This window comes from Pseudomonas sp. PvP089 (genome assembly GCF_017875165.1).
GTDB lineage: Bacteria > Pseudomonadota > Gammaproteobacteria > Pseudomonadales > Pseudomonadaceae > Aquipseudomonas > Aquipseudomonas fortuita.
The window spans coordinates 289,234-316,087 of the sequence record NZ_JAGGME010000001.1; the positions used below are offsets into that span (position 1 = coordinate 289,234).

Consider the following 26,854-nt stretch of genomic DNA (forward strand, 5'->3'; position numbering starts at 1 on the left):
ATGCCGGAATTGCCAGAAGTAGAAACCACCCGGCGCGGTATCGCGCCCCACCTGGAAGGCCAGCGTGTCAGCCGCGTGGTGGTGCGTGACCGGCGCTTGCGCTGGCCAATCCCGGAAGACCTGGACGTGCGCCTGTCGGGGCAGCGCATTGTCAGTGTCGAGCGGCGCGCCAAATACCTGTTGATCAATGCCGAGGTGGGTACGCTGATCAGCCACCTGGGCATGTCGGGCAACTTGCGGCTGGTCGAACTGGGTTTGCCGGCGGCCCGGCATGAACATGTCGACATCGAGCTGGAGTCGGGGCTGATGCTGCGCTACACCGACCCGCGCCGCTTCGGGGCCATGCTGTGGAGCCTGGACCCGCTGAACCACGAGCTATTGCTGCGCCTCGGGCCAGAGCCGCTGACTGATCTGTTTGACGGTGAGCGCCTGTTCCAGCTGTCGCGCGGGCGGTCGATGGCGGTCAAGCCGTTCATCATGGACAACGCGGTGGTGGTGGGGGTGGGCAACATCTACGCCACTGAAGCGCTGTTTGCTGCAGGTATCGACCCGCGTCGGGAGGCGGGCGGGATTTCACGGGCGCGCTACCTGAAGCTGGCGATCGAGATCAAGCGGGTGCTGGCGGCGGCGATCGAGCGCGGCGGTACCACCCTGCGCGACTTCATCGGGGGCGATGGGCAGCCGGGTTACTTCCAGCAGGAACTGTTTGCGTACGGCCGTGGCGGGCAGCCGTGCAAGGTGTGCGGCACGGAGTTGCGCGAGGTGAAGCTTGGGCAGCGGGCGAGCGTGTATTGCCCGCGCTGCCAGCGCTAAGGTGTATCGCTGTCCCCTGTGGGAGCGGCCTTGTGTCGCGATGGGGCGCGAAGCGGCCCCATTGGTTTAGCTTCGCAGCAAAAATTGCCGGGGCCGCTGTGCGGCCCATCGCGACGCAAGGCCGCTCCCACAAGGACCGCACAGAGGCGAGCAGGCAGTGATCAGTCCTTGCCGGTAATCCGACGGTACTTGGCCATCAGCTGTTCTTCGGTTTCCGGGTGCGCTTCATCCAGCGGAATGCAGTCGACCGGGCAGACTTGCTGGCACTGCGGCTCGTCGTAATGGCCCACACACTGGGTGCACAGGTTAGGGTCGATCACGTAGATCTCTTCGCCTTGGGAGATGGCCTCGTTCGGGCACTCGGGTTCGCAGACGTCGCAATTGATGCAATCGTCGGTGATTATCAGGGACATGGGGACTCCGGCCGGGGCTCAGTGCCCGGGCATGTTCAACGCAATGGGCACAATTGTGCCGCATTCGCGCCCGCAGTGCACGCGGGCGCGATAATCAGGCGATTGGGCTTACTTCTTGAAGCGTTCAGTCAGCGCTTCGGCCACCACCGGGTGGACGAACTTGCTGATATCACCACCCAGTGCGGCGATTTCCCGGACCAGGGTCGAGGAAATGAACGAATACCGCTCCGAAGGCGTCAGGAACAGGCTCTCGACATCGGGGGCCAGTTGCCGGTTCATGTTCGCCAACTGGAACTCGTACTCGAAGTCGGACACCGCACGCAGGCCACGGAGGAAGACGTTGGCGCCCTGTTCCTTGGCGAAATGCGCCAACAGGGAGGAGAAGCCGATGACTTCGACATTGGGCAGGTGCTTGGTGACCTCACGCGCTAGCGCCACCCGCTGCTCCAGTGGGAACAGGGGGTTTTTCTTCGGGCTGGCCGCCACCGCGATGATCACGTGGTCGAAGAGCCGCGAGGCGCGCTCGACCAGGTCGCCATGGCCTTTGGTAATGGGGTCGAAAGTACCCGGGTACAACACTCGGTTCATCGCGTCATCCTGGCTGGAGTGCGTTGGGGAGTCGGATGGTAGCGCAGGGACTGCGCCCGGCCAAGTCATGCGGCCAGCTGATGGCACTATAGACAGGGGCCGCAATCGTTGTCATGCACTGTGTGCCAGGCGGGCAATCAGGGCCTCGGTGAGCCTGGCACTGATGGCATACGGTGCACAGGCAGGCGCTCAGCGGATGAAAAGCTTGTAGACCAGGCGCTGCAAAGTTTTGCCGTAAGGCGGGTAGATCAGCCGTGCGGCGTTGAAGCGGTGCTTGGCGAGTATCGCCTTGGCCTTGCTGAAGGTCAGGAAACCGTCGTGGCCATGGTAGTGGCCCATGCCGGAAGGGCCGATGCCGCCGAAAGGCAGATCGTCCTGGGCTACATGCAGCAAGGTGTCGTTCAGGCAAACCCCGCCAGAGTGCGTGTGGCGCAGCACATGTTCTTGGGCGGCCCGGTCATGACCGAAGTAGTAAAGCGCCAGAGGGCGCGGGCGTTGGTTGATGTAGGCCAGCGCCTGGTCGAGGCTGTCGTAGGGCACCAGTGGCAGCAGCGGGCCGAAGATTTCGTCCTGCATTACCTGCATGCTGTCGTTGACGTCCAGCAGCAGGTGGGGTGGCAAGCGCCGGCCCTGGCGGGTTTCAGCGGGGTACAGGTCCACTACCTGCGCACCTTTGTCGCGGGCATCGTCCAGCAGGTGCTGCAAGCGCTGAAGCTGGCGGGGGTTGATGATGGCGGTGTAGTCGGGGTTGTCGGCGATGCGTGGGTACATTCGCCGCACGGCCCGCTGATAGGCGTCGCTGAAGGCTGATAGCCGTTCGCGTGGCACCAGCACATAGTCGGGGGCGACGCAGGTCTGGCCGGCGTTGAGGGTCTTGCCGAAGGCGATGCGCTCGGCGGCGCTGTCCAGCGGCACATCGGCCGACACGATGGCCGGTGACTTGCCGCCCAGCTCCAGGGTGACCGGGGTCAGGTTCTGCGCGGCAGCCAGCATGACCTGTCGGCCTACGCTGGTGGCGCCGGTGAACAGCAGATGGTCGAAGGGCAAGCGGGCGAAGGCCTGGCCCACCTCTATCTCGCCCAGCACAACGCTGACCAGGTCGGCAGGAAACACTTGCTCCAGCAATTGTTTCAAGGCTTGGGCACTGGCGGGTGTGGCTTCACTGAGTTTGAGCATGACTCTGTTACCGGCGGCCAGGGCGCAGGTCAGCGGGCCGATGGCGAGGAACAGCGGGTAGTTCCACGGCACGATGACACCGACCACCCCCAGCGGCTGATAACGTACTTGAGCGCTGGCCGGCTGGAAGGCCAGGCCGACCCGTCGCCGGCTGGCGCGCATCCAGCGATGCAGGTGCCTTTCGGCGTGACGCAGGCCCTGTATCGAGGGCAGCAGCTCGGCCAGCAGGGTTTCGTCGGCGCTACGCCCGCCAAAGTCCTCGCTAATGGCCTCGATCAATCCGGCCTGGCCGGCCAGCAGGGCTTCGCGCAGGCTTCTCAGCCATTGCAGGCGCTGGGCAGCCGGCGGCAGGGGGTTGCCGGCAAATGCCTGGCGCTGGGCAGCGAACATCGCTGCGAGGTCGAGGTCGGATTGCACTGAGGACAAGGCACTGGGCGCGTTCATGGCGGCTTCGGATCCGGGCAGTGAGTGCCTAGAGCCTATACTCTAATCTGCACGATGGTGCGAATTTTTCCGTGGCGTCGAACGGTGCTTCCACCAGCAATACGCCGTAAGATGATCCTTTGATGAAGGCCCGCAGACTGGGAGCTGAGCATGGCCCCGCGCATGAAGACCCGAGAGCGCATCGTGCAGAACAGCCTGGAGTTGTTCAACGAGCAGGGCGAACGCAGCGTCAGTACCAATCACATTGCCGCGCACATGGAAATCTCGCCCGGCAATCTGTATTACCACTTCCCCAACAAGCAGGCGATCATTGCCCTGTTGTTCAGCCAGTATGAAGAACTGGTCGACAGCTTCCTGCGCCCGCCCCAAGGCCGCAAGGCCACCGTGGAGGACAAGCGCTTCTACCTCAAGGCCTTGTTGGCGGCGATGTGGAACTACCGCTTCCTGCACCGCGACCTGGAGCACCTGCTGGACAGTGACGCGGAACTTGCCGCCCGTTACCGGCGTTTTTCCGAGCGCTGCCTGCGCCAGGGCCAGGCGATCTACCGTGGCTTTGTCGACGCGGGGATCCTGGCCATGGTACCGGCGCAGATCGAATCGCTGACCATCAATGCCTGGATCGTGCTGACGTCCTGGGTTCGTTTTCTCAGCACCACGCGTGAGCATTCCGCGCATCTGGGTGAAGAAGCCTTCAAGCGGGGCGTCTATCAGGTGCTGGTGCTGGAACTGGGCTTCGTCACCGACAACGCCCGCGCCGCCGTGGACGCCCTGTGCCAGGAATTCCATGTACCGTTCAACCAGGCTCTGGAGCGCTAGCCCAGGGCCCTAGTGCCATCGATCAGGAGATTGTCATGCCCCTTGCGCAATTGATCACCCCGCAGCAGTTGGCCGAGCAATTGGGCTGGCCCAAGTTGGTGGTCCTCGACTGTCGCTTTGCCCTCGAGGATGTGGACTATGGCCAACGCAGCTATGCCCAGGGGCATATTGCCGGGGCGCATTTTGCCGACCTGGACCGCGACCTCAGCGGGCCGGTGAGCAAGGGGCGCACCGGGCGTCATCCACTGCCAGATGCGCAGCGGCTGGTCGCGCGCCTGCGTGAGTGGGGCCTGGACAACGACAGCGAGGTGGTGCTGTACGACGATGGCCCGGGTGCCTTTGCCGCCCGGGCCTGGTGGCTGCTGGTCTGGCTGGGCAAGCGCAACGGTGTGGCTATCCTCGACGGTGGCCTGAAAGCCTGGCATGCGGCGCACCTGCCGTTGAGCCTGGACTCACCGCCCAAACGCGAAGGCACCTTCAGTGGTGAGCCGGATGCCAAGCTGCTGATCGATGCCGACCACTTGGGCAAGCGTCTCGGGAGCACAGACCTGACCTTGATCGACGCGCGAGCCGTGCCGCGTTTTCGCGGTGAGGTGGAGCCGATCGACCCGGTGGCGGGGCATATTCCCGGGGCCCAGTGCGCGGCGTTTACCGACAACCTGGGGGCTGATGGGCGCTTCTTGCCTGTGGATCAACTCAAGCAGCGCTTTGCCGAAAAGCTGGCCGGGCGGGCACCGGAGCAGTTGGTGTCTTACTGCGGGTCTGGGGTGACGGCTTGCCATAACCTGTTTGCGATGGCGCTGGCGGGGTACCCGCTGGGCAAGCTGTACGCCGGGTCGTGGAGCGAGTGGATCAACAACCCGCAGCGTGCCGTAGCTACCGGCGAGTAAGCAGGCCCGGCGATCAGGCCGGTATTGCCAATGAAAACTGCGGTGCTTACTGGCCTTCGACCAGCCACTGCGGAATCCGCCGCTCCAGGTAATACCCTGGGTGACGCAGGCTGCCATCGACGAAGCCCACATGGCCACCGCGGCTGTGCAGTTCGAAGCGTGTTTGGGGTGCCAGTTCACGGGCAGTAGGCAGGCTATGGGCGGACACGAACGGGTCATCGCTGGAATGGATGATCAGCGTCGGCGTGCGGTTGTGGCTGAGAAAGAAGTGGCTCGATGAGCGACGATAATAATCGTGCACATCTCGAAACCCGTTGAGTGGGGCAGTGACTTTGCCGTCGAAGTCCCAGAATGTGCGCAGGTTGCTCAATTGCCCCAGCCGCTCCAGCGCCGCCAGCCGTTCATGCTGGCCCTGGTCGTGGAAGTGCCGCTGCTTGAGCTGAACGTACGCCAGCATCTCGCGCATGAAATGCGCCTGATACACCTTGGAGAACCCCTGGCCGATACGGTCGGCACAGTGGTCCAGGCGAAATGGCACCGACACTGCAACTGCCGCCTCCAGCTGGCTGGCAACGCCGCTTTCGCCCAGGTATTTCAACAGCACATTACCACCCAATGAGTAACCCACGGCATACAGCGGGGCCAACGGGCGCTGGGCGCGCAGGTGACTGACAATTTCCGCCAGGTCTTCGCTGGCACCGGAGTGGTAGCTGCGTGGCAACAGGTTGGGCTCGCCTGAGCAACCACGCCAGTTCACCGCCACGCTGGCCCAGTTGCGACGTTGCAACGCTTGCTGCAAGCCTTTTACATAAGGTGATTGAGACGATCCGGTCAGGCCATGCAGCACGAGTACCAGTGGCGCTTGTGGCTGATGCGGGCCGTGCCAGTCGAGGTCGATGAAGTCGCCGTCGGCCAGCCACAAGCGCTCGCGGTTGCGCTGCAGGTCTGGCAGTTTGCGCCACAGCGGCCCCCACAGCGTTTGCAGGTGGGGGTTGGACAGGCCGATGGCCGGACGGAAGGTGGCGCTTTGGCTGGGCATGCTGGGCAACTCGTGATGTGCCTGCCTAGAGTGCCATGAAAAAGCGCCACTGTACCTGCGCTATTGGTCGGTGGCTGGCAGCGGCTGTTGCTCGGCGCGTGGGCCGACACTGACACGTACTGCGTTGCTCAGATCCAGCCGACGCTGCATGACGGCGCGGACGTCTTCTGGTGTCAGCCTGGCGAGGCGCTCGATGCGGGTGGCGAGATAATCGGCGGGCTGGCGTTGATAGGTGATCTGCGTGAGCAAGGCTGCCAGGTGCTTGTTCTGTGCCACATCGCGCAGCAGTTGCCCTGCCAGCTGTTTACGCGCCACTTGCAGCTCGGCCTGGGTTGGCCCTTGGTCGATGAACTCGCGCAGCAATGTCACCACCAGTTCTTGAGAGCCTTCGACATACGCGGGCGTGATGTCCCATTCGGCGCTGAACAGGCCACCCGCGCTCAATGCATTTACCCGGGTATGGATGCCATACGTCAACCCGCGGCGGTGCCGCAGTTCATTCATCAAGCGGGATGCGATTCCCGACCCTAGCACCTCGTTGGCCAGCACCATGGCCTGATATTCCGGATGATTGGCGGGTACGCCCATGGGTAACGCAATCAGGACGGCACTGCTCGCGCCAGGCTGTTCGACGTTGAGCGTGGTGCCGGCTGCCGGGGCAGCCGTCGGCAGCTCGATTGCGGACCAGCCTTGGGGTAGGGCCTGACTGATCCGTTGTGCAATGGCCTGGGCCTGTGCAACAGAAACGTCACCCACTATCACGATGTCCAGGTTGCTTGCGCAGTAGGCACGTTGGTGGAAGCGCTTCAGATCCTCAGGCGTAGTCTGGTCTATCCCTTGCTGGGTGCTCCCCAGCGGGTTGCCATATTGATGCCCACTGAACAAATGACGAAAGGCTTCGCTGCGCGCCCTAAGGCGGGGGTATTGCTCACGAGATGCATTGTGCCGCAGCAGTTGGCATTTTATCTTGGCTAACGCGTCGGCGGTGAAGGCAGGGCGTGCGACGAGGTCAGTGAAAAGCGCCAGCGCCGGGTCGAACAGCGCATGGGTGCTCAGGCTTCGCAGGCTCAGGGTCGCGTGCTCCAGGCGTATCTGCTTCTCCAAAACAGCCCCCAGGCGCTCCAGTTGCTCTGCTTGCTGGGTGGCGGTGTGCAGCTGGCTGCCTTCGTCGAGCATGTACAACACCAGGGATGCCAGGCCGGGGAGTGCGGTGTCCTGAGTCGTGCCGGCCTTGAATCGCAGCACGATATCGACAATTGGCAGCCCTCGGGCTTCGACGAATTTCACACCTGTGCCGTTATCTGTGGTCCACGCTTGCACCTGCGTATCAATGGGTTCCAAGCGGTCAAGATCAACCCCCTGGGCCGAAACCAGGCCACCATGAACTGGACTGATCGCAGCAGGACGCTGTGGGTTTGAGCTCAAGTCATTCATCAGCGCTTGCCTTCTGGTACGTAAAGGTAATGGTGGTCCGGGATTCGGTCAGGAAGTCATAGGCAGCCAGGCCTACCTGCTCGGCTGTCACGGCTTCGATGGCTTGCCGTTCATCCTCCAGTGCAACAGGGTCCAGGCCACAGGCGGCCTGCTTGCCGATGGCATCTGCCTGGTGACTGATATCGTCCCTGTCGAATAATTGCCCGGCCAGAAGCCGTGCCTTGGCGCGCTGGAGGTCTTCTTTGCCGGGCGCTGACTGGCGGAACGCTTCGATCTCCATCAGCAGCCGTTCTGCCGCCGCCTCGGGTGCCACTTGCGGGCTGCAGAACGCGTAAATGATGAGCAGGCTGTCCCCACGCTGCCAGGGCTCGTACTTCGCCCCAACACCTTGCAGTAGCGGTTCATCGTGCACCAGCAGGCGCTGGAGGATGCTGGCTTGGCCTTGGGCAAGAATCTGGGGTAGCAGGCGCAGTGCATATGCTTGTGACTCAGACTGGGCGGTGCATTGACTGGGTAGGTTGAAACTGATGATCACACCCGTGCGCAGGCCTTGCTGGCGTAGGGTTTGGACGCGCCGAGCCAGCGAGGAGGGCTCTGCAGGTATTTGCCGGGCTGGCAGGCGATGCGCGGGGATCGCTGCAAAATGTCGCGTTACCAGCGTTTGCAGTTGCGCCAGGGTAATGGCGCCGGCCACTGCAAGCGTCGCGTTGTTGGGGTGATACCAGGTCTGGTACCAGGTGCGTGCCGCCGCAGGCGTCATGTGGCCAAGGTCGGTCTTGTGGCCGATCACAGGCGTACCATAGCCGCTGTTGCCATAGGCCAGCAGCAGATGATGCTCCAGAGCCAATGCCCACGGGTTGTTATCGACATCCTCGCGTCGTTCGGCCATGACAACCGCCAGTTCGCGGGCAAAGGGTGCATCGCTGAGGGTGGCACTGGCCATGATATCGGCCATGGCTTCCAGGGCGATCTCCAGGCGGCTGGCTGGCAACGTCAGCGGGAAGGCCGTGGCATCCGTGAGGGTGAATGCATTTGCCTCACCACCCAACTGGGTCATGAGGGCGGAGTATTGGCCGCCAGCCAGTTTGCTGCTGCCTTCGAACAACAAATGTTCAAGGGCATGCGAAAGGCCGGTATGGCCTTCGGGCTCGTAGCTGGAACCCACGTGATACCAAAGCTGCACGCTGACCAGAGGTGCGCGGTGGTCTTCACGCAGACAGACGCGCAGGCCATTGGCGAGGGTAAAAGCACTTACCCGGCTAGCCGGTGTGGGCGGGGAGGGGTGTTCGGTCATGGTTGAAGTGCTCCTTCAAGAAACAAAGGAGCAGCTTCAGCCACGCAGGCGGCGGGAATGCGGTAACTAAGTAAGCCAAACCCGGTTTACCGGGTCATCCTCGCTGCCAGAGCGCGTAATGCACCTGGCCGGTTTTCTTCTCGCGGTGCAGGCGCCAGTTGCCGGGCATCGGCAGTGTTGACGGCGCCGCTTCGCTTTCGGTGTAGATCAGCGCCTGTTCGCCCAGCCACTGGTTCTGCTCCAGCAGGTTGCAGGTGTTGGCCAGCAGGTCCTTGTGGAACGGCGGGTCGAGGAACACCACGTCGAACTGCTGCTTGGCCGGGCCTTGCAGGTAGCGCAGGGCATCGGTTTGCAGAATTTGCCCGCGCGGGCAACGAAGGATCTCGAGGTTGTTCTTCAGGTTGCCGATCGCCGCGGGGTTGCTGTCCAGTGCCACGGCATCCTTGGCGCCGCGAGACAGGGCTTCGAGCACCAGAGCACCGCTGCCGGTGAAGGCATCCAGTATGCGGGCACCCTCGATGTGCGGCGCCAGCCAGTTGAACAAGGTTTCGCGCACGCGGTCTGGCGTTGGCCGCAGGCCTTCACCTTCCGGTACCGCCAGGCGGCGGCTACGCCACTCGCCGGCGATGATGCGCAGGTGGCCCTGGCCCTTGCTTTGGCCCGATTGCGGGCGGGCGGGAGGGGTGGATCTTGGCATTAGTGCTCCGGTACCCCGAGCGCTTGCTCGGAGGGCTTTTCAGTAGGTGCTGGCAGGGGTTTCTGTGGCACTTTCGGGCCCACGGTGACGATCACCAGTTTATCGGCTGACAGGTGTTTGTTCATGGCTGCCTTGACCTGCTCGACGGTGAGGGCCTGGGACTGCTGCATGAAGTCTTCCAGCCAGGTCAGCGGCAGATTGTAGAAACCGATTGCACCCAATTGGCCGACGATGCTGGCGTTGCTGGCATTGGACAGCGGGAAGCTGCCGGCCAGTTCGCGCTTGGCATCGTCAAGCTCTTGCTGGGTGGGGCCTGTCGAGAGGTAGTCGGCAAGTATGCCCTGCACCAGCTTGAGCGTGCCTTCACTGAGCTCGGCACGGGTCTGCAGGTTGATCATGAACGGGCCACGCACCTGCATGGGGCTGAACACCGAGTACACGCCGTAGGTCAGGCCACGCTTTTCACGCACTTCGCTCATCAGCCGGGTACCGAAGGCACCACCGCCGAGGATCTGGTTGCCCAGCGACAAGGCTGGCCAATCCGGGTCTTGGCGGTCGATACCCAGTTCTGCCAGCATCAGGTGGGTCTGTTTGGACGGGAAGTCGATGTGGGTCAGGCCAGCCTTGGCTTCGCTGGGCTGGGCCGGCGCGGCAAGCGCCGGGCCCTTGGGCAGGCCTGCCGAAACCTGGGCAGCGATGGCTTCGGCCTCGGCCCGGCTGAGGTCGCCGACCAGTGCGATCACCGCGTTGCCACCGGTATAAGCCTTGGCGTGGAAGGCACGCAATTGTTCCAGGGTAATGCCGTTGATGGTTTCTGCGGTGCCATCGCTTGGGTGGGCGTAGGGGTGGTCACCATAAAGGTTGCCGAACAGGGCCTTGCCCGCGATCTTGCCGGGGTTCTGCTTTTCGTATTCAAAGCCGGCCAGCATCTGGTTCTTGATGCGCTTGAGGGCGTCCTCGGGGAAGGTCGGCTTGCCTGCCACTTCGGTGAACAGTTTGAGCGCAGGCTCACGTTTGTCCTTGGCGCTGAGGCTGCGCAGCGACGCCACAGCCATGTCGCGGTAGGAGCCGTTGCCAAAGTCTGCGCCCAGGCCTTCAAAACCTTTGGCGATGGCGGTTACGTCCTTACCGGCCACACCCTCGTTGAGCATGGCGTTGGTCAGCGCCGCCACGCCGGGTGTTCCACCGTCCTGGCTGCTGCCGGCGGCGAAGGTGACGCGCAGGTCGAACATCGGCAGTTCGCGGGCTTCGACGAACAGCACCCGGGCACCCTCAGCGGTGCTCCAGTGCTGAATGTTCAGCTGGCGCCGGCTGGGGGCCTTGCCATCCAGCTCGGCCAGCGACTGCAACGTGTTGGCCGGCCGGGCGGCGCTGTTGTCAGCCTTGGCGGAGTTGTCGGCCATGGCCGGTGCGGCCAGCACTGCCGCCAGCGCCAGGGCGCGGATGCCGGTGGCCAGCAGGGTTGGGCGTGGTGCGCGACGATCACTCATGAGCGGACTCCTCGGGCAGTACATGGGCAACGCTCAGGCGTTCACGGGTGAAATAGGTGCGCGCGGCGTTCTGGATGTCCTGCGGGGTGACTTGCTTGAGCTCGTCCAGCTCGCTGTCGATCAGTTTCCAGGACAGGCCGACGGTTTCCAGCTGGCCGATGGTGGTGGCCTGGCTGCTGATGGAGTCACGGTCGTAGACCAGGCCCGCAATGACTTGAGCGCGCACGCGTTCGAGCTCTTCGGCGCTGGGCGGGGTGGTCTTGAGTTCTTCAAGCAATTGCCAGATGCCTCTTTCCACATCGTCGAGGGTTTTCTGCTTCTGCACATTCGGCGTGGCCGAGATCAGGAACAGGCTGTCGCCGCGGGTGAAGGCGTTGTAGCTGGACGAGGCGCCGGCGACCAGCTCCTGGCCACGCTCCAGGCGTGCCGGCATGCGCGCGCTGTAACCGCCGTCGAGCAGTGCCGAGATCAGGCGCAGGGCATGCACGGTGCGCGGATCTTTGGCGGTGGGCAGGCCGGGCACGTTGAAGCCATAGATCAGGCTGGGCAGTTGGGTGCGTACGTGCAGGGTCAGCTGGCGCTGGCCAGGTTCGGCCAGCTCCAGGGGCAGTTTGGCTGGCGGTACGGCACGCTTGGGAATGCTGCCGAAGTACTTCTGCGCCAGGCCCTTGACCTCGTCGGCGGTGACATCGCCGACCACCACCAGAGTGGCATTGTTGGGGGCGTACCAGGATTCGTACCAGTGGCGCAGCTCTTCGACCTTCATGCGCTCCAGGTCGGCCATCCAGCCGATGGTCGGCGTGTGGTAGCCGCTGGCCGGATAGGCCATGGCGCGGAACAGCTCGAACGCCTTGGAATTGGGCTGATCGTCGGTGCGCAGGCGGCGCTCTTCCTTGATCACCTCGATTTCGCGGCTGAATTCGTCGGCCGGCAGGCGCAAGCTGGCCAAGCGGTCGGCCTCCAGCTCCAGGGCGACCGGCAAGCGGTCACGGGCCAGTACTTGGTAATAGGCGGTGTAGTCGTCGCTGGTAAAGGCGTTTTCTTCGGCGCCCAGGTCACGCAGGATGCGTGAAGCTTCGCCGGGGCCGACCTTGGCGCTGCCCTTGAACATCATGTGTTCCAGCGCATGAGACAAGCCGGTCTGGCCGGGGGTTTCGTAGCTGGAGCCGACCTTGTACCAGATCTGCGAGACCACCACCGGCGCGCGATGGTCTTCGCGCACGACCACCTTCAGGCCATTGTCGAGGATGAATTCGTGGGTGGGCTGCACATCGGCGGCGAAGGCGGCCAGTGGCAGGCACAGCGTGCCGAGCAACAGGCCAGCGGCGCGGCGGGCTAGAGCATTCATAAGGTGTTTAACCTGTTCGGCGGCCCGCTGGGTTTAGCGTCGACGGGCCAGGAGGTGCTAGGATACTGATCCGGTTGCCTGGCGACCATGCCTGTCGCCGTTCTGGCCCACAGGACACTACGACAAAACGTTGCGCATGAACCAGCCGGCTTCAAGATAGTCTGTTCTGCGTAGAGAGAATTCCCGATGTGCCATTGCTGGCTCATCGCTACCCTGAGATAGCCGTCCTCCATGTTTGGTTCCAACGACGACAAAAAAGCGCCGGCCGAGGCTGGCGAGAAGAAAGGCCTGTTCAGCTGGTTTCGCAAGAAGCCGCAGCAACCTGTCGCCGAACAGCCACAAGTCCCTGAATCCCAGGCTGCAGAGCCTGTAGCGCCGCCGTCTGCCGTCGAGCACCCTGAAGCTGCTCCGGTCGAGCCGGTGGTTGCTGAAGCACCCGCAACTGCAACTGAGGCCCCTCGGGCTGCTGAGCCAGCACCTGCCCCGGTGGCTGCCCCGGTTCCTGAGCCAGTACCTGCCCCGGTTCCTGAGCCAGTACCTGCCCCGGTGGTTGCACCGGTCCCTGAGCCAGCACCTGCCCCGGTGGTTACCCCAGCTCCTGAGCCGGCCCCCGCCCCTGTGGGAGCGGGCGTGCCCGCGAATGCGGAACCTGCGGCCCCGCAGCTCGAAACCCCTGCGCCAGTTGCAGCCCCGGCCCTTCAGGCTGTCGAACCCCCGGTCAGCAACCTGGTCCTGCCCGTTGCCGAGGAGCCCGTCGCGCTCGTCCCTGACCTGGAGCCTAAGGCCCCGCCAGCGATTCCCGAGCGTCCGGTAGCAGAGCCCGTGCAGGCAGAGCCCGAGCCTGTCGCTGCCGCAACCGTTGCCGAACAAGCCAAACCCGGCTTCTTTGCCCGCCTCAAGCAGGGCTTGTCCAAGACCAGCGCCAGCATCGGCGAAGGCATGGCCAGCCTGTTCCTCGGCAAGAAGGTCATCGACGATGACCTGCTCGACGAAATCGAGACGCGCCTGCTGACCGCCGACGTCGGTGTAGAAGCCACCTCGGCCATCGTCCAGAACCTGACCCAGAAGGTCGCACGCAAGCAGCTGGCCGACGCCGACGCGCTGTACAAGTCGCTGCAGGAAGAACTGGCCGCGCTGCTGCGCCCGGTCGAGCAGCCGCTGAAAGTGCAGGCGCAGAACAAACCCTATGTGATCCTGGTGGTCGGCGTGAACGGCGCCGGCAAGACCACCACCATCGGCAAACTGGCGAAAAAACTGCAGCTCGAAGGCAAGAAAGTGATGCTGGCTGCCGGTGATACCTTCCGTGCTGCGGCGGTCGAGCAGTTGCAGGTGTGGGGCGAGCGTAATCAGATTCCGGTGATTGCCCAGCATACCGGCGCCGACTCTGCGTCGGTGATCTTCGACGCAGTGCAGGCCGCCAAGGCCCGTGGCGCCGACGTGCTGATCGCCGACACTGCCGGCCGCCTGCACACCAAAGACAACCTGATGGAGGAGCTGAAAAAGGTCCGCCGGGTCATTGGCAAGCTGGACGCCGACGCACCGCACGAGGTGTTGCTGGTACTCGATGCCGGCACCGGCCAGAACGCCATCAGCCAGGCCAAGTACTTCAACCAGAGCGTCGAACTGACCGGTCTGGCCCTGACCAAGCTGGACGGCACTGCCAAAGGCGGGGTGATCTTCGCCCTGGCCAAGCAGTTCAACATCCCGATTCGCTTCATCGGTGTCGGTGAAGGTATCGATGACCTGCGCACCTTCGAAGCCGAGCCGTTCGTGAAGGCTCTGTTCGCCGAGCGAGACTGACCATGATCCGATTCGAACAGGTTGCCAAGCGCTATCCCAACGGTCATGTGGGTTTGCATGAGCTGAGTTTCCGGGCGCGCCGGGGCGAATTCCTGTTCGTCACCGGCCACTCGGGCGCTGGCAAGAGCACCTTGCTGCGTCTGTTGCTGGCCATGGAGCGCCCGACCAGCGGCAAGCTCATGCTGGCAGGGCAGGACCTGGGCCAGATCAGCAATGCGCAGATCCCGTTCCTGCGTCGGCAGATCGGCGTGGTGTTCCAGAACCACCAATTGTTGTTCGACCGCACTGTGTTCAACAACATCGCCTTGCCCCTGCAGATTCTTGGCCTGTCCAAGGCCGAGATCGCCAAACGTGTGGACTCGGCCCTGGAGCGTGTCTCGCTGGCCGACAAGGGCGAGCTGTTCCCGGCCGACCTGTCTACCGGGCAGCAGCAGCGGGTGGGTATCGCCCGCGCCATCGTTCACCAGCCGGCCCTGCTGCTGGCCGACGAACCCACCGGTAACCTCGACCCGCGCCTGGCAGCAGAGATCATGGGTGTGTTCGAGGACATCAACCGCCTGGGGACCACGGTATTGATCGCCAGCCACGACCTGGCACTGATTGCGCGCATGCGCCACCGCATGCTGACCTTGCAGCGCGGCCGCTTGATCGGCGATGGGGAGGCCGGGCAATGAGCACTACACGTACGCCGAAGGTTTCCGAGCGGGTTGCGCCAAAGCCTGCCGACCCGCAGCCGACGAAGAAAAAGCGCGGCGAAGACGATGACGGCCCGGATTTCCGTACGCTGCTGCATGCCTGGCTGGAAAGCCACCGTGCCAGCATGGCCGACAGCCTGCGCCGCCTGGGCAAGCAGCCGATCGGCAGCTTTTTCACCTGCCTGGTGATGGCGGTGGCGCTGAGCATGCCCATGGGCCTGTCGTTGCTGCTGAAGAACGTCGAGCAGCTTGGCGGTTCGTGGCAGCGCGCTGCGCAAATATCGCTGTACCTCAAGCTCGATGCTGGCAGCCGCGATGGCGAAGCGCTGCGCGACGAGATCAAGGGCATGCCGGGTGTGGCGGACGCGCAATTCGTCAGTCGCGAGCAGGCACTGGAAGAATTCCAGCAGCAGTCCGGTCTGGGCGAGGCCCTGCGCGAACTGCCCGACAACCCGCTACCAGGGGTGGTGGTAGTGACCCCGACCGAGGTCGACAAGCCGGCCCTGGACGCCTTGCGTCAGCGCCTGTCGGAGCTGTCGCGGGTGGAAGTGGCGCAACTGGACCTGGTGTGGGTCGAGCGCCTGGCGGCAATCCTCAAACTGGGTGACCGCTTTGTCTTCGGCCTGGCCGTGATGCTGATTTCTGCGCTTCTGTTAGTAATCGGTAACACAATTCGTCTACACATTGAAAACCGCCGTGTGGAAATTGAAGTGATCAAGTTGGTAGGCGGCACTGACGCCTACGTGCGCCGGCCTTTCCTGTACATGGGCGCCCTGTATGGCCTGGGTGCGGGCCTGCTGGCTTGGGGTATCCTGGCGTTTGGCCTGAACTGGCTCAACGACGCGGTGGTAGGGCTTTCCGGGCTGTACGGCAGTGACTTCGCCCTGGGTGGGGTGCCGGCGTCCGATGGTCTGTCGCTCTTGATCGGAGCGGTGTTGTTGGGGTATATCGGTGCATGGATTGCCGTCGCCCGCCACTTGAACGAGCTGGCGCCGCGATAGTTTTTACGTGCCAGCATTGACATTTTCTTCACTACGGAACTTGTACCGTCGTTCCAGGTCAATGTTGGCAGTGCCCACAAGGCGCGAGTTTAGTAAGTCGGAGGTTCTTGAATGACCACATCGTTGCAACCTGCCTATGCCCTGGTACCCGGTGCAAACCTGGAAGCCTATGTGCACACGGTCAACAGCATTCCGCTGCTGACGGTCGAGCAGGAGCGTGATCTGGGCGAGCGTCTCTATTATGAGCAGGATGTCGAGGCCGCTCGTCAAATGGTGATGGCCCACCTGCGTTTCGTCGTACACATCGCCCGTAGCTATGCAGGCTACGGGCTGGCCCAGGCCGACCTGATCCAGGAAGGCAACGTCGGCCTGATGAAAGCCGTCAAGCGCTTCAACCCGGAGATGGGCGTGCGCCTGGTGTCGTTCGCCGTGCACTGGATCAAGGCAGAAATCCACGAGTTCATCCTGCGCAACTGGCGCATCGTCAAGGTGGCCACCACCAAGGCCCAGCGCAAGCTGTTCTTCAACCTGCGCAGCCAGAAGAAGCGTCTTGCCTGGCTGAACAACGACGAAGTGCATCGCGTGGCAGAAAGCCTTGGTGTCGAGCCGCGTGAAGTGCGCGAGATGGAAAGCCGCCTCAGTGGCCAGGACATGGCCTTCGACCCGGCAGCAGAAGCTGACGACGACAGCGCCTTCCAGTCGCCTGCGCATTACCTGGAAGACCACCGTTACGACCCGGCGGTGCAGTTGGAAGATGCCGATTGGAGCGACAACTCCACCAGCAACCTGCACGAGGCACTGCAAGGTCTGGACGAACGTAGCCGCGATATTCTCTACCAGCGCTGGCTGGCGGAAGAGAAGGCCACGTTGCATGAGCTGGCCGACAAGTACAGCGTATCGGCTGAGCGGATTCGCCAGCTGGAGAAGAATGCGATGAACAAGGTCAAGGCACTGATCGCAGCCTGATCGAGCCTTGGTTGTAGAGAAAGCCGCTGGCCCCGATGGGGCGAGCGGCTTTTTTGTGCTCGGCGTGAATGTTGTGACGCCCGTGAGATCGAGCGCCGCGCGGGCGGCGCTCGATTTGCGCATCACCGCAAAACTCAAGGCTTGCGCGATGTATCCAGCTGCATCAGGTAACCGGGCCCGCCCAACTGGCTCATTTGCCGGCGAATCCAGCCAGCCCGGCTGGCCACGTAGGTACTTGGCCTGCTGGCACTCCACTTGATCGGGCTTGGCAGCACCGCAGCCAGTTGTGCGGCCTGCTGGCGGCTGAGTCGGCTGGCATCGACACCAAAGTGATAGCGCGCCGCCGCCTGCGCACCAAACACGCCCTTGCCCCATTCGGCACTGTTCAGGTAAACCTCGAGAATGCGCTCTTTCGACCAGAACAGCTCAATCAGCGCGGTGAACCAGGCCTCTAGCCCTTTACGGAACCAACTGCGCCCGGACCACAGGAACAGGTTCTTGGCCACTTGCTGGGTCAGGGTGCTGGCCCCGCGCACATTGCCGCCACGCTCGTTGTAGGCCAGCGCCGCCTGGATGGCCGGGATGTCGAACCCCCAGTGAGTGGCGAATTTTTGGTCCTCGCCAGCAATGACCGCGACCTTGAGCTCATCGGAGATGTTCTCCCACGGCTCCCAGTCGCGCTGCAGGTCGATCGGCTCGCCATTAACCCAGGACTGGACCTTTCGCTCGACCATCAGCGCCGTGCCGGGCGGTGGCACCCAGCGGAACACCAGTACCAGCACGACGCTGCCGGCAGCGAACCAGAGCAGGGCGCGGAAGAGGCGACGGATAAAGGTTGGCAGCATGGCGATGGCTTGGCCGTACGGGTGGAAGGGGCCATTATACAGACCCGATACAAGGAGTCGTCCCATGCTTCGCAGCTTCCTGATGCTTGCCGCCTTTTTCGGCTTTACCGGGGTCGCCCTGGGTGCCTTCGCCGCCCATGGCCTGAAAAGCCGGCTGACGGCAGACTACCTGGCGATCTTCCACACTGGCGTGACCTACCAGCTGGTGCATGCCCTGGCGATCTTCGGTGTCGCCGTGCTATCGGCGCACCTGCCCGGGCGCCTGGTTGGCTGGGCTGGCGGCCTGTTTGCGCTAGGGATAGTGCTGTTTTCCGGCAGCCTGTACCTGCTGACCCTCAGCGGGGTGGGCAAGCTGGGCATGATCACCCCGATTGGCGGCCTGTGCTTCCTGGCCGGCTGGCTGTGCCTGGGCCTGGCAGCTTGGCGACTGGGCTGACCGAGTGGTCCACAATCGCGACTAATGGCGTGCACCGGCCTTGGGTTGCAGGCCGGTTCGGCGCTAGAATGCGGGCCCCAAAGAACAATGGTGGCCGTGCGCATGCGCATTCAACTGAACGGTGAACCTTACGAACTGCCTGCTGGCGAAAGCGTTGCAGCCCTGCTGACGCGCCTGGAGCTGGCCGGGCGCCGTGTGGCAGTGGAACTGAACCTGGATATCGTGCCGCGTAGCCAGCACGACAGCACGCTGCTGAACGACGGCGACCAGGTCGAAGTGGTCCACGCCATCGGTGGCGGCTGACAGCAGCCCGGCGGTTTACAAGCAAGCCCAGCAACCTTTTCCCGAGGAACAACGATGAGCAACGTTCGTAGCGACAAGCCCTTCACCCTGGCCGGGCGCACTTTTCAGTCGCGCCTGCTGGTCGGTACCGGCAAGTACCGTGACATGGAAGAAACCCGCCTGGCCACCGAGGCCTCGGGTGCCGAAATCGTCACCGTCGCCGTGCGCCGCACCAACCTTGGTCAGAATGCGGGCGAGCCGAACCTGCTCGACGTACTGTCGCCCGACAAGTACACCATCCTGCCGAACACTGCAGGCTGCTTTGACGCGGTAGAAGCGGTACGTACCTGCCGTCTGGCCCGCGAACTGCTCGACGGGCGCAAATCGCACGAGTCCCGGACGCTGGTAAAGCTGGAAGTGCTGGCCGACCAGAAAACCCTGTTCCCCAATGTGATCGAAACCCTCAAGGCCGCCGAAGTGCTGGTCAAGGAAGGTTTCGACGTGATGGTGTACACCAGCGACGACCCGATCATCGCCCGCCAGCTGGCTGAAGCCGGCTGCATCGCGGTCATGCCGCTGGCTGGCCTGATTGGCACTGGCCTGGGTATCTGCAACCCCTACAACCTGCAGATCATTCTGGAAGAGTCCAAGGTGCCGGTGCTGGTCGATGCCGGCGTGGGTACTGCTTCCGACGCCACCATCGCCATGGAAATGGGTTGCGAGGCGGTGCTGATGAACTCGGCCATCGCCCACGCCCAGCAGCCGGTGCTGATGGCCGAAGCCATGAAGCACGCCATTGTCGCCGGTCGTATGGCCTACCTGGCCGGCCGTATGCCGAAGAAACTCTATGCCAGCGCCTCTTCGCCGCTGGATGGTCTGATCAAGTAAGAGCTCCTGATGACTGAATCGCACGATACGCCGATCACTCCCGACGGCGAAGCCCGCCCACACCGCCGCATCAAGAGCTTCGTGATGCGCGCCGGGCGCATGACCGAAGGCCAGCAACGCGGCCTGGATCAGGGCGGCCCGCTGTACATCCTGCCGCTGGCCGACAGCCCGGTGGACTATGACCAGGTATTCGGCCGGTCGGCGCCGCGCACCCTGGAGATCGGCTTCGGCATGGGCCATTCCTTGCTGGAAATGGCTGCTGCCGCACCTGAGCAGGACTTCATCGGTGTGGAAGTGCACCGCCCGGGTGTTGGCGCGCTGCTCAACGGCGTACTGACCCAGGGGCTTAAGAACCTGCGTGTGTACGACTGCGATGCCATCGAAGTGCTGAACCGCTGTGTGGCGGACAACAGCCTCGACCGCCTGATGCTGTTCTTCCCCGACCCTTGGCACAAGGCGCGCCACCACAAGCGCCGCATCGTACAGCTTGAGTTTGCCGAGCTGGTCCGTCGCAAACTCAAGCCTGGTGGCGTGTTCCACATGGCCACCGACTGGGAACCGTATGCCGAGTACATGCTGGAAGTGATGAGCGCCGCCCCGGGCTACCGCAACCGTGCGGCTGACGGCACCTACGTGCCACGCCCGGAAGAGCGCCCGATCACCAAATTCGAGCGCCGCGGTGAGCGGCTGGGGCATGGGGTGTGGGATTTGAAGTTCGAGAAGGCGGATTGATCGGCTGATCTGGCCCTTCGATGTGCTGGTGCTTGCAGAAATGCAGGCGAAAAAAACCGCCTTGAGAAAGGCGGTTTTTTTGTGAGCGCCAGGACTGAGTATCCTTGGCTCTGAGACTTCACCTCAAACATCCCCACAGAAATTACGCAACCGTCAGATTTTGAGCAAGGCAGTGGCCCTTGCAAGGGCCTTTGTAGGTGGAATCAACCCCTGCGATCAGCCACCACGCCAATCAAGACCAGCACCACCAGCAACACCGGCGCCAGCGCGTAGTTGTTGAACTGGCCCAACCCCTTCACTACCCACGGCGTGGCATAGATTAGCGCTGCACCGCTGCCGACCACCACCATCAGCGCCATGAACGGCACCCGCAGTGCGCCCGCCAGCCCACCCAGGCGTTGCTCGGCCCAGGCTTTGACATCGGTGCCGAACAGCACCAGCAGGCAGCCTACCAAGGCCAGTGAAATCTCCGACAGGTTGCTGCGGCTCCAGCGGGAAACCGTCGCGAGCAGATCAAGTACCAGATCCATGGGTCATCCTTAGGTCAAGAAATACTGCAGCAGGTCATTGAGAAACAACTGGCCCCTTGGCGTGGCTGCCAGTCGATCCGGTTCGACCTGTAAAAGGCCCTTTTGTTCGGCGGCGCGGCGTGCCTCGCGCAGCTGTGCCAGCGGCAATCCCGTGCGCTGGGTGAACAGTTCGGCCTCCACGCCATCGGTAAGCCGCAGGGCGTTCATCAGGAATTCGAACGGCAGCTCGTCGACCGGCAGCAGCTTCTCGCCGGCCTTGAACGGTTTGGCCAGGTTAAGGTAGTCCTTGGGCAGGCGGGTTTTCCAGGTGCGCAGGATGCGCCCGTCGGCGAAGGTCAGTTTGCCGTGGGCACCGGCACCAATACCTATGAAGTCGCCGAAACGCCAGTAGTTGAGGTTGTGTTGCGCAGCACGGCTCGCCTGGGCGTAGGCCGAGACTTCGTACTGGCGGAACCCGTGCTTGGCCATCAATGCCTGGCCGGCTTCCTGGATGTCCCAGAGGATGTCGTCTTCGGGCAGCTCTGGCGGCTGGTTCCAGAACACCGTGTTCGGCTCCACGGTCAGCTGGTACCAAGACAGGTGCGTCGGCCCAAGGTCGATGGCCTGTCGCAGGTCGCCCAGTGCGTCATCCAGTGATTGGTCGGGCAGGCCATGCATCAGGTCCATGTTGAAGTTGTCGAAGCCCGCGGCACGCGCCATGCCGGCGGCACGGACTGCTTCGTCACCATTGTGTATGCGCCCCAGTGCCTCCAGCTTGGCGGCCTGGAAGCTCTGTACGCCGATGGACAGGCGGTTGATGCCGGTTTGCCGGTAGGCCTTGAACTTGTCCTGCTCAAACGTGCCCGGGTTGGCCTCCAGCGTGATTTCGATGTCTGGGGCGAACGGGATGCGTTGTTCCACGCCGCGTAGCAGCCGGCCCAAGGCGTTGGCACTGAACAGGCTGGGCGTACCGCCACCAAAGAAGATCGAGCTGATCGGGCGGCCCTGTACCGCGGCCTGCTCCTGGTCCAGGTCGTCCAGCAGGGCTGTGACGTAGGCGTCTTCGGGCAGTTCAGGCCCGGCAGCGTGGGAGTTGAAGTCGCAATAAGGGCATTTGCGCACGCACCACGGTATGTGGATGTACAGCGCCAGCGGCGGCAGGCTGGTAAAGCCCGCCGCGCCGGGTGAAGACAGCGTTGCGATCATGCCAGGCCCAGACGTTGGCGCAGCAGGGCCATGGCACGGGCGCGGTGGCTGAGCTGGTTTTTATCCACAGGGGCCAGGTCGGCGCTGGAGCAGTTGCGCTCCGGTACCCAGAACAGCGGGTCATAGCCAAAGCCGTGCTCACCGCTGGCCTCGAACAGGATGCTGCCGTGCCACAGGCCTTCGCACAGGATCGGCAGCGGGTCGTCGGCATGGCGCACCAGCGCCAGGACGCAGACGAACTGTGCGCCGCGTTCGGCCTCGGGCACGTCTTTCAGGGCCTCGAGCAGTTTGGCGTTGTTCGCCGCGTCACCCTTGCCGTCGGCATAGCGTGCCGAGTAAATGCCCGGCGCCCCACCGAGGAAGTCCACGGCCAGGCCGGAATCGTCGGCCAAGGCGGGCAGGCCGGAAATACGCGCGGCATTGCGTGCCTTGAGGATGGCGTTCTCGACGAACGACAGGCCGGTTTCTTCGGGCTCGACCTGGCTGAACTCACCAATCGAGCGCAGCTGCACGGACTGGCCGAGCATGGCCTGGAGTTCCTTGAGTTTGCCGGCGTTATGGCTGGCCAATACGAGTTGCTGGAAATTCATCATTCGCCTGGGAAAACTTCCTGATTGAAACTGAGGGAGTTGCTGATGCCGCCGGTTTCGATGTTCAGGTCGAAGGTGACGGTTTCTGGCTGTTCGATCTTGAACTGAGCGATGTAGTACACCGCGCCCTGTTCGGTAACCTGCTTGAATGACAGCGGGCTGCTGCGCCCGGTCAGGTCCTTGACTGTGCCGCTGACCAGCGCCGGGGCGGGCTTGCCGGCCTTGAGCACGGCAATGTTGAGCACGCCCTGGTTCTTGCTGCGCACCAGGCCGGTGGCTGCGGCCACCTCGGGTGTGAGCATGCTTGATGTGAATGCGCTGTAGTGCACCGTCACGTCGCCAAACACTTCCTTGCGCTCGGGCCGGGCGGCATCGGCAGCCAGTACCGGCAATGCCAGGCACAGGCTGAACAGGAACAGGGCTAGGCGACGCATGGTGCGATTCCTCCAGTGGGCGTCAGACGGCGAGCTGATGTTCTTGCAGGGCCGGGCTGCTGACGCGATAGATGCCGATTTCACCTAGAAGATTAGGCCATAGCCGGCCACCCCACCCGTTGCGGTGCAAGTGATCGACGGCCAGGCGGTCTAGTACCTTGGCCCTGCGTTCGTGCACCAGTTCTTCGAAGTCGGCGAAGGTGCAGAAGTGGATGTTCGGCGTGTTGTACCAGGTATACGGCATGAAGTCCGATACTGGCATGCGGCCTTTGGTCGCCAGGTACCAGCGGCAGCGCCAGTGGCCGAAGTTGGGGAAGGTGATGATGCACTGGCGGCCCACGCGCAGCATCTCGTCGAGGATGCGGTCGGGGTACTCCACGGCCTGCAGGGCCTGGGTCATGATCACGACGTCGAAGCTGTTGCTGGCAAAGTTGCCCAGGCCCTTGTCCAGGTCCTGCTCGATAACGTTGACGCCTTTGGCCACGCAGGCGGCGATGTTGTCGGCGTCGATTTCCAGGCCATAGCCGGTGACCTGTTTACGGTCACGCAGCGAGGCCAGCAGTTCGCCGCTGCCGCAGCCCAGGTCAAGTACCCGGCTGCCGGCGGGGATCCAGTCGTGGATGATTTCCAGATCGGCTCTCATGCTGTCCTCAGATGACAATGCGGTTCATGTAGTTCGAGAAGCCCTGCATATAGCGAGGTGTAGGGATCAGGAAGGCATCGTGCCCGTAAGGCGAGTCGATCTCCAGGTAGCAGACGTTCTTGCGTGCAGCCATCAGGGCGTCGACGATCTCGCGCGAACGGGCCGGCGAGAAGCGCCAGTCGGTGGTGAACGACATGATGCAGTAATCCGCTTTGACGTGGGCCAGGGTAGCGGCCAGGTCGCCGCCTTGGGCTGCGGCCGGGTCGAAATAGTCCAGCGCCTTGGTCATCAGCAGGTAGGTGTTGGCGTCGAAACGGCCGGAAAACTCCTCGCCCTGGTAGCGCAGGTAGCTTTCGACCTGGAACTCGACGCTGTGGAAGTCGTAGTTGAGCTTGTCGCTCTTCAGCTCGCGGCCGAATTTTTCGCCCATCGAGTCGTCGGACAGGTAGGTGATATGGCCGACCATGCGTGCCAGCATCAGGCCGCGTTTGGGAATCACGCCCTGGTCCTGGAACGAACCGCCGTGGAATTCGGGGTCGGTGAGGATTGCCTGGCGAGCCACTTCGTTGAAGGCGATGTTCTGCGCCGACAGCTTGGGGGCCGAGGCGATGTCGACGCAATGGCGCACACGCTCCGGGTAGCTGATGGTCCATTGCAGTGCCTGCATGCCGCCCAGGCTGCCGCCGACCACAGCGGCCCATTGCTGGATGCCCAGGCGCTCGCCCAGGCGCACCTGGCTGTGCACCCAGTCCTCTACGGTCAGTACCGGGAAGTCGGCGCCATAAGGCTTGCCGGTGGCCGGGTTGACGCTGCTGGGGCCGGTGCTGCCGTTGCAGCCGCCAAGGTTGTTCAGGCTGACGACGAAGAAGCGGTTGGTGTCGATCGGTTTGCCAGGGCCAATGCAGCTGTCCCACCAGCCTGGTTTGCGGTCGGTGGCGGCATGATAGCCAGCGGCATGGTGGTGGCCGGACAGGGCATGGCAGATGAGCACGGCGTTGCTCGCGCTGGCGTTCAGGGTGCCATAGGTCTCGTAGACCAGCTCGTAACTGGCCAGGGAGCGGCCACAAGCCAGTGCCAGCGGTTCATCGAACCGGGCGGTTTGCGGTACTACCAGACCGACGGAATCTTCGGGAAAGACAGTGGACATCGACCCTGCTCACGCTTGACGGAGGCGTAAGTCTAAAGAGCGCTACCCCCAGCGGCAAGCAAAGGCTTGCCGCTGGAAGCAACCAGGGTCAGATCATGCGCCACAGTTCTTGTGGCATGCCTGCGTAGGCGGCCAGCGGGGGCATGACGAACGACTGGATTACCTGGATCGCCAGGAAGGCGAAGATCGGCGAGATGTCCATGCCGCCCAGGTTGGGCACGATGCGGCGGAACGGTGCCAGCACCGGTTCGCTGATCTGGTAGGCCAGTTCCGCTGCCGGGTTGTGACTGTTGGGGGCAACCCAAGACACGATCACCATGACAATCATCGCCACCCAGAAAATTTTCAGGAACAGCGAGGTGATGCCAATGATCGCCCACATCAGCAGGTGCAGGACGTCACCGAAGGTGCCGTAGGTGACCATCAGCACAAAGCCCATCAGCAGCGCCTGGATGACGATCGCCAGCAACAGCGACGAGGTGTCCAGCCCGCCGATGCTGGGGATGATCCGGCGGATCGGCTTGAGCAGCGGCTGCGTGGCACGCACAGCGAACTGGCACAGCGGGTTATAGAAGTTGGCTTTGACCAGTTGCAGGACAAAACGCAGCAGGACGATCACCAGGTAGAGGCTGACCAGGGTTTGCACCACGAAGATCGCGGCGCCAGACAGTGCATTCATCTAAAGCTCCTTATTTGCCCAGTTGTTCGGCCAGCTCGGCGGAGCGCGTGGCCGCAGCCTGCAGTGCCTGCTCGACGATGGCTTCGAAGCCGCTGGCCTGGAACGACTTGATGGCCGCTTCGGTAGTGCCGGCGGGCGAGGTGACGCGGCGGCGCAGCTCGGCGGCATCGACATCGCTTGCAACCGCCATGCGGGCAGCACCAAGGGCAGTCTGCAAGGTCAGCTGGGAGGCGGTTTCACGTGGCAGGCCGAGTTTTTCGCCCGCTGCCGTCATGGCCTCAATCAGCAGGAAGAAATACGCAGGGCCGCTGCCGGATACAGCGGTCACAGCGTCCAGTTGTTGTTCCTGCTCCAGCCACAGGGCAGTGCCGACGGCCGACAGCAGCTGTTCGGCCTGCTGGCGCTGCGCGTCGGACACTTCAGCGGTGGCGTACAGGCCGCTTACGCCCTGGCGCAGCAGCGCTGGGGTATTGGGCATGCAGCGCACCACCGGGCGAGCGCCCACCCAGCTTTGCAGGCTGGCACAGGTGATGCCGGCGGCGATGGAAACGATCAGCTGGCCATCCTGCAGGTGGGGTTGCAGGGCCTGGCACACGGTTTTCATGACCTGCGGCTTGACCGCCAGCACGATGACGTCAGCGCCGTCGATGGCCTGGGCGTTGTGCTCGAAGGTTTCGATGCCGTGCTCGGCCTGGATACGGGTGCGGGTCTCGACGCCCGGGTCGCTGGCGCGGATCTGCGAGGCGTCCAGGCCCTGGGCACGCAAACCACCGATCAGGCTGGCGGCCATGTTGCCGGCGCCGATAAAGGCAATACGTGTCTTGCTCATGTCAGGTCCTTGTGGGGAAGAGTGAGTAAAGCATGGAGTCAGTGTTGGCCGTAGTCGCGGGCGCCGAACAGGGCGGTACCAATGCGTACCCAGGTCGCACCCTGTGCAATAGCCGCTTCAAGGTCGTGGCTCATGCCCATGGAGAGCGTGTCCAGGCCAAGGCCCAGGCTTTCCTGCAGCTGGCGCAAGCGGGTGAACGCTGCCTCTTGGGCGGCGCGGTCGTCGGTGGGCTCGGGGATTGCCATCAGCCCACGCAAGCGCAGGTTGGGCAGCCCGGCCACTGCCTGGGCCAGGGCCGGAAGGTCAGCGGGGGCGCAGCCAGACTTGCTGTCTTCGCCGCTCACGTTCACTTGCAGGCAGAGGTTCAGTGGCGCCAGGCCGGCAGGGCGCTGCTCGGACAGGCGTTGGGCAATTTTCAGGCGGTCCACGGAATGCACCCAGTCGAAATGCTCGGCGATGGCTTTGGTCTTGTTCGACTGAATGGGGCCGATGAAGTGCCAGATCAAGGGCAGGTCGCTTAGCGCCTGCTGCTTTGTCAGCGCTTCTTGTAGGTAATTTTCCCCGACATCGCGCACGCCAGCGGCGTGGATTTCGCGAATGGCGCTGGCGGGCTTGGTCTTGCTCACGGCCAGCAACTGGACGCTGGCCGGATCGCGCCCGGCAGCCTGGGCAGCGCTGGCAATACGGGCGGAAATAGCGGAAAGGTTGTCTGCTAGGGTGGACATGGACG

Annotated in this window: 30 protein-coding genes; 11 read left to right on the forward strand and 19 right to left on the reverse strand. The window is 63.3% G+C overall.

Annotated features, from left to right (window positions below):
• Entirely contained in the window at positions 1 to 813 is an 813-nt protein-coding gene (gene mutM, locus J3A71_RS01370; protein WP_016489664.1) for a bifunctional DNA-formamidopyrimidine glycosylase/DNA-(apurinic or apyrimidinic site) lyase, read from the forward strand.
• Between the two features lie 161 nt (positions 814 to 974).
• On the opposite strand, the gene J3A71_RS01375 is transcribed toward mutM, so the two are convergent.
• The 3 genes from J3A71_RS01375 to J3A71_RS01385 all read right to left on the reverse strand — a co-directional run bounded on the left by J3A71_RS01375 (position 975) and on the right by J3A71_RS01385 (position 3,434).
• On the reverse strand, positions 975 to 1,226 hold the full coding sequence (locus J3A71_RS01375) for a YfhL family 4Fe-4S dicluster ferredoxin (protein ID WP_016489663.1): 252 nt from the start codon (positions 1,224 to 1,226) through the stop codon (positions 975 to 977).
• 108 nt (positions 1,227 to 1,334) lie between these two features.
• On the reverse strand, positions 1,335 to 1,814 hold the full coding sequence (gene coaD, locus J3A71_RS01380) for a pantetheine-phosphate adenylyltransferase (protein ID WP_016489662.1): 480 nt from the start codon (positions 1,812 to 1,814) through the stop codon (positions 1,335 to 1,337).
• 189 nt (positions 1,815 to 2,003) lie between these two features.
• Positions 2,004 to 3,434 (reverse strand): coniferyl aldehyde dehydrogenase, encoded by a 1,431-nt coding sequence (locus J3A71_RS01385; protein ID WP_096426881.1) that lies wholly within the window; start codon positions 3,432 to 3,434, stop codon positions 2,004 to 2,006.
• Positions 3,435 to 3,584: 150 nt separating this feature from the next.
• Here J3A71_RS01385 and J3A71_RS01390 point away from each other — a divergent pair, with 150 nt between their 5' ends.
• Together J3A71_RS01390 and J3A71_RS01395 are read left to right on the forward strand one after the other, a co-directional pair.
• On the forward strand, positions 3,585 to 4,250 hold the full coding sequence (locus tag J3A71_RS01390; protein ID WP_016489660.1) for a TetR/AcrR family transcriptional regulator: 666 nt from the start codon (positions 3,585 to 3,587) through the stop codon (positions 4,248 to 4,250).
• A gap of 35 nt (positions 4,251 to 4,285) precedes the next feature.
• The gene (locus J3A71_RS01395; protein WP_096426880.1) at positions 4,286 to 5,140 is read left to right on the forward strand and encodes a sulfurtransferase; all 855 of its coding nucleotides are present in this window, start codon (positions 4,286 to 4,288) and stop codon (positions 5,138 to 5,140) included.
• Between the two features lie 46 nt (positions 5,141 to 5,186).
• Here J3A71_RS01395 and J3A71_RS01400 read toward each other — a convergent pair whose 3' ends face one another.
• The 6 genes from J3A71_RS01400 to J3A71_RS01425 form a co-directional block, all read right to left on the reverse strand.
• Positions 5,187 to 6,179: a hydrolase gene (locus J3A71_RS01400; protein ID WP_023048382.1), complete on the reverse strand. Its 993-nt coding sequence runs from the start codon at positions 6,177 to 6,179 to the stop codon at positions 5,187 to 5,189.
• A 60-nt stretch (positions 6,180 to 6,239) separates the two neighbouring features.
• Positions 6,240 to 7,613, reverse strand: coding sequence for a pitrilysin family protein (locus J3A71_RS01405; protein WP_096426879.1), 1,374 nt, complete (start codon positions 7,611 to 7,613; stop codon positions 6,240 to 6,242).
• Complete coding sequence (locus tag J3A71_RS01410; protein WP_016489656.1) at positions 7,606 to 8,907, reverse strand: pitrilysin family protein; 1,302 nt, start codon at positions 8,905 to 8,907, stop codon at positions 7,606 to 7,608. Before J3A71_RS01410 ends, J3A71_RS01405 begins: the two co-directional genes overlap by 8 nt.
• 94 nt (positions 8,908 to 9,001) lie before the next feature.
• Complete coding sequence (gene rsmD, locus J3A71_RS01415) at positions 9,002 to 9,604, reverse strand: 16S rRNA (guanine(966)-N(2))-methyltransferase RsmD (RefSeq protein WP_016489655.1); 603 nt, start codon at positions 9,602 to 9,604, stop codon at positions 9,002 to 9,004.
• A complete protein-coding gene (locus J3A71_RS01420) occupies positions 9,604 to 11,094 on the reverse strand; it encodes a pitrilysin family protein (RefSeq protein WP_096426878.1) in 1,491 nt (496 codons plus the stop codon). The genes rsmD and J3A71_RS01420 overlap by 1 nt, the downstream gene beginning before the upstream one ends.
• Complete coding sequence (locus tag J3A71_RS01425) at positions 11,087 to 12,442, reverse strand: pitrilysin family protein (RefSeq protein ID WP_016489653.1); 1,356 nt, start codon at positions 12,440 to 12,442, stop codon at positions 11,087 to 11,089. Before J3A71_RS01425 ends, J3A71_RS01420 begins: the two co-directional genes overlap by 8 nt.
• A 231-nt stretch (positions 12,443 to 12,673) precedes the next feature.
• Between J3A71_RS01425 and ftsY the strand changes: the two genes are divergently transcribed.
• The 4 genes from ftsY (at position 12,674) to rpoH (ending at position 16,904) form a co-directional block, all read left to right on the forward strand.
• Positions 12,674 to 14,242, forward strand: coding sequence for a signal recognition particle-docking protein FtsY (gene ftsY, locus J3A71_RS01430; protein ID WP_102667588.1), 1,569 nt, complete (start codon positions 12,674 to 12,676; stop codon positions 14,240 to 14,242).
• A gap of 2 nt (positions 14,243 to 14,244) precedes the next feature.
• Positions 14,245 to 14,916, forward strand: a complete 672-nt coding sequence (ftsE, locus tag J3A71_RS01435) for a cell division ATP-binding protein FtsE (RefSeq protein ID WP_009684915.1) — start codon at positions 14,245 to 14,247, stop codon at positions 14,914 to 14,916.
• Positions 14,913 to 15,938, forward strand: coding sequence for a permease-like cell division protein FtsX (gene ftsX, locus J3A71_RS01440; protein ID WP_095116167.1), 1,026 nt, complete (start codon positions 14,913 to 14,915; stop codon positions 15,936 to 15,938). Before ftsE ends, ftsX begins: the two co-directional genes overlap by 4 nt.
• A 111-nt stretch (positions 15,939 to 16,049) precedes the next feature.
• On the forward strand, positions 16,050 to 16,904 hold the full coding sequence (gene rpoH / locus J3A71_RS01445; RefSeq protein ID WP_003249083.1) for an RNA polymerase sigma factor RpoH: 855 nt from the start codon (positions 16,050 to 16,052) through the stop codon (positions 16,902 to 16,904).
• Between the two features lie 134 nt (positions 16,905 to 17,038).
• Here rpoH and mtgA read toward each other — a convergent pair whose 3' ends face one another.
• Positions 17,039 to 17,749, reverse strand: coding sequence for a monofunctional biosynthetic peptidoglycan transglycosylase (mtgA, locus tag J3A71_RS01450; RefSeq protein WP_060516946.1), 711 nt, complete (start codon positions 17,747 to 17,749; stop codon positions 17,039 to 17,041).
• Positions 17,750 to 17,813: 64 nt separating this feature from the next.
• Here mtgA and J3A71_RS01455 point away from each other — a divergent pair, with 64 nt between their 5' ends.
• From J3A71_RS01455 to trmB, 4 genes are all read left to right on the forward strand, one after another.
• Complete coding sequence (locus tag J3A71_RS01455; RefSeq protein ID WP_016489649.1) at positions 17,814 to 18,185, forward strand: DUF423 domain-containing protein; 372 nt, start codon at positions 17,814 to 17,816, stop codon at positions 18,183 to 18,185.
• Positions 18,186 to 18,287: 102 nt separating this feature from the next.
• Positions 18,288 to 18,488, forward strand: a complete 201-nt coding sequence (thiS, locus tag J3A71_RS01460; protein WP_012274654.1) for a sulfur carrier protein ThiS — start codon at positions 18,288 to 18,290, stop codon at positions 18,486 to 18,488.
• Between the two features lie 54 nt (positions 18,489 to 18,542).
• A complete protein-coding gene (locus J3A71_RS01465; protein ID WP_016489647.1) occupies positions 18,543 to 19,355 on the forward strand; it encodes a thiazole synthase in 813 nt (270 codons plus the stop codon).
• A 9-nt stretch (positions 19,356 to 19,364) separates the two neighbouring features.
• On the forward strand, positions 19,365 to 20,087 hold the full coding sequence (trmB, locus tag J3A71_RS01470) for a tRNA (guanosine(46)-N7)-methyltransferase TrmB (RefSeq protein WP_060516925.1): 723 nt from the start codon (positions 19,365 to 19,367) through the stop codon (positions 20,085 to 20,087).
• Between the two features lie 203 nt (positions 20,088 to 20,290).
• On the opposite strand, the gene J3A71_RS01475 is transcribed toward trmB, so the two are convergent.
• The 9 genes from J3A71_RS01475 to J3A71_RS01515 all read right to left on the reverse strand — a co-directional run bounded on the left by J3A71_RS01475 (position 20,291) and on the right by J3A71_RS01515 (position 26,849).
• Positions 20,291 to 20,617: a DUF3392 family protein gene (locus J3A71_RS01475; RefSeq protein WP_016489645.1), complete on the reverse strand. Its 327-nt coding sequence runs from the start codon at positions 20,615 to 20,617 to the stop codon at positions 20,291 to 20,293.
• Positions 20,618 to 20,626: 9 nt separating this feature from the next.
• Positions 20,627 to 21,802, reverse strand: coding sequence for a radical SAM family heme chaperone HemW (gene hemW, locus J3A71_RS01480; protein WP_096426875.1), 1,176 nt, complete (start codon positions 21,800 to 21,802; stop codon positions 20,627 to 20,629).
• Positions 21,799 to 22,395, reverse strand: coding sequence for an RdgB/HAM1 family non-canonical purine NTP pyrophosphatase (gene rdgB, locus J3A71_RS01485; RefSeq protein WP_019097207.1), 597 nt, complete (start codon positions 22,393 to 22,395; stop codon positions 21,799 to 21,801). Before rdgB ends, hemW begins: the two co-directional genes overlap by 4 nt.
• Positions 22,392 to 22,826: a DUF4426 domain-containing protein gene (locus J3A71_RS01490; protein WP_016489642.1), complete on the reverse strand. Its 435-nt coding sequence runs from the start codon at positions 22,824 to 22,826 to the stop codon at positions 22,392 to 22,394. Before J3A71_RS01490 ends, rdgB begins: the two co-directional genes overlap by 4 nt.
• Positions 22,827 to 22,848: 22 nt before the next feature.
• Positions 22,849 to 23,469, reverse strand: a complete 621-nt coding sequence (gene metW, locus J3A71_RS01495; RefSeq protein WP_016489641.1) for a methionine biosynthesis protein MetW — start codon at positions 23,467 to 23,469, stop codon at positions 22,849 to 22,851.
• 7 nt (positions 23,470 to 23,476) lie between these two features.
• Complete coding sequence (locus J3A71_RS01500) at positions 23,477 to 24,616, reverse strand: homoserine O-acetyltransferase (RefSeq protein WP_016489640.1); 1,140 nt, start codon at positions 24,614 to 24,616, stop codon at positions 23,477 to 23,479.
• Between the two features lie 88 nt (positions 24,617 to 24,704).
• Positions 24,705 to 25,295, reverse strand: a complete 591-nt coding sequence (locus tag J3A71_RS01505; protein ID WP_016489639.1) for a YggT family protein — start codon at positions 25,293 to 25,295, stop codon at positions 24,705 to 24,707.
• A gap of 10 nt (positions 25,296 to 25,305) precedes the next feature.
• Positions 25,306 to 26,124, reverse strand: coding sequence for a pyrroline-5-carboxylate reductase (gene proC / locus J3A71_RS01510; protein WP_016489638.1), 819 nt, complete (start codon positions 26,122 to 26,124; stop codon positions 25,306 to 25,308).
• A gap of 38 nt (positions 26,125 to 26,162) precedes the next feature.
• Positions 26,163 to 26,849 carry a YggS family pyridoxal phosphate-dependent enzyme gene (locus J3A71_RS01515; RefSeq protein ID WP_096426874.1) on the reverse strand — a complete coding sequence of 229 codons (687 nt, stop codon included), beginning with the start codon at positions 26,847 to 26,849 and terminating at the stop codon, positions 26,163 to 26,165.
• Positions 26,850 to 26,854 lie beyond the last annotated feature (5 nt).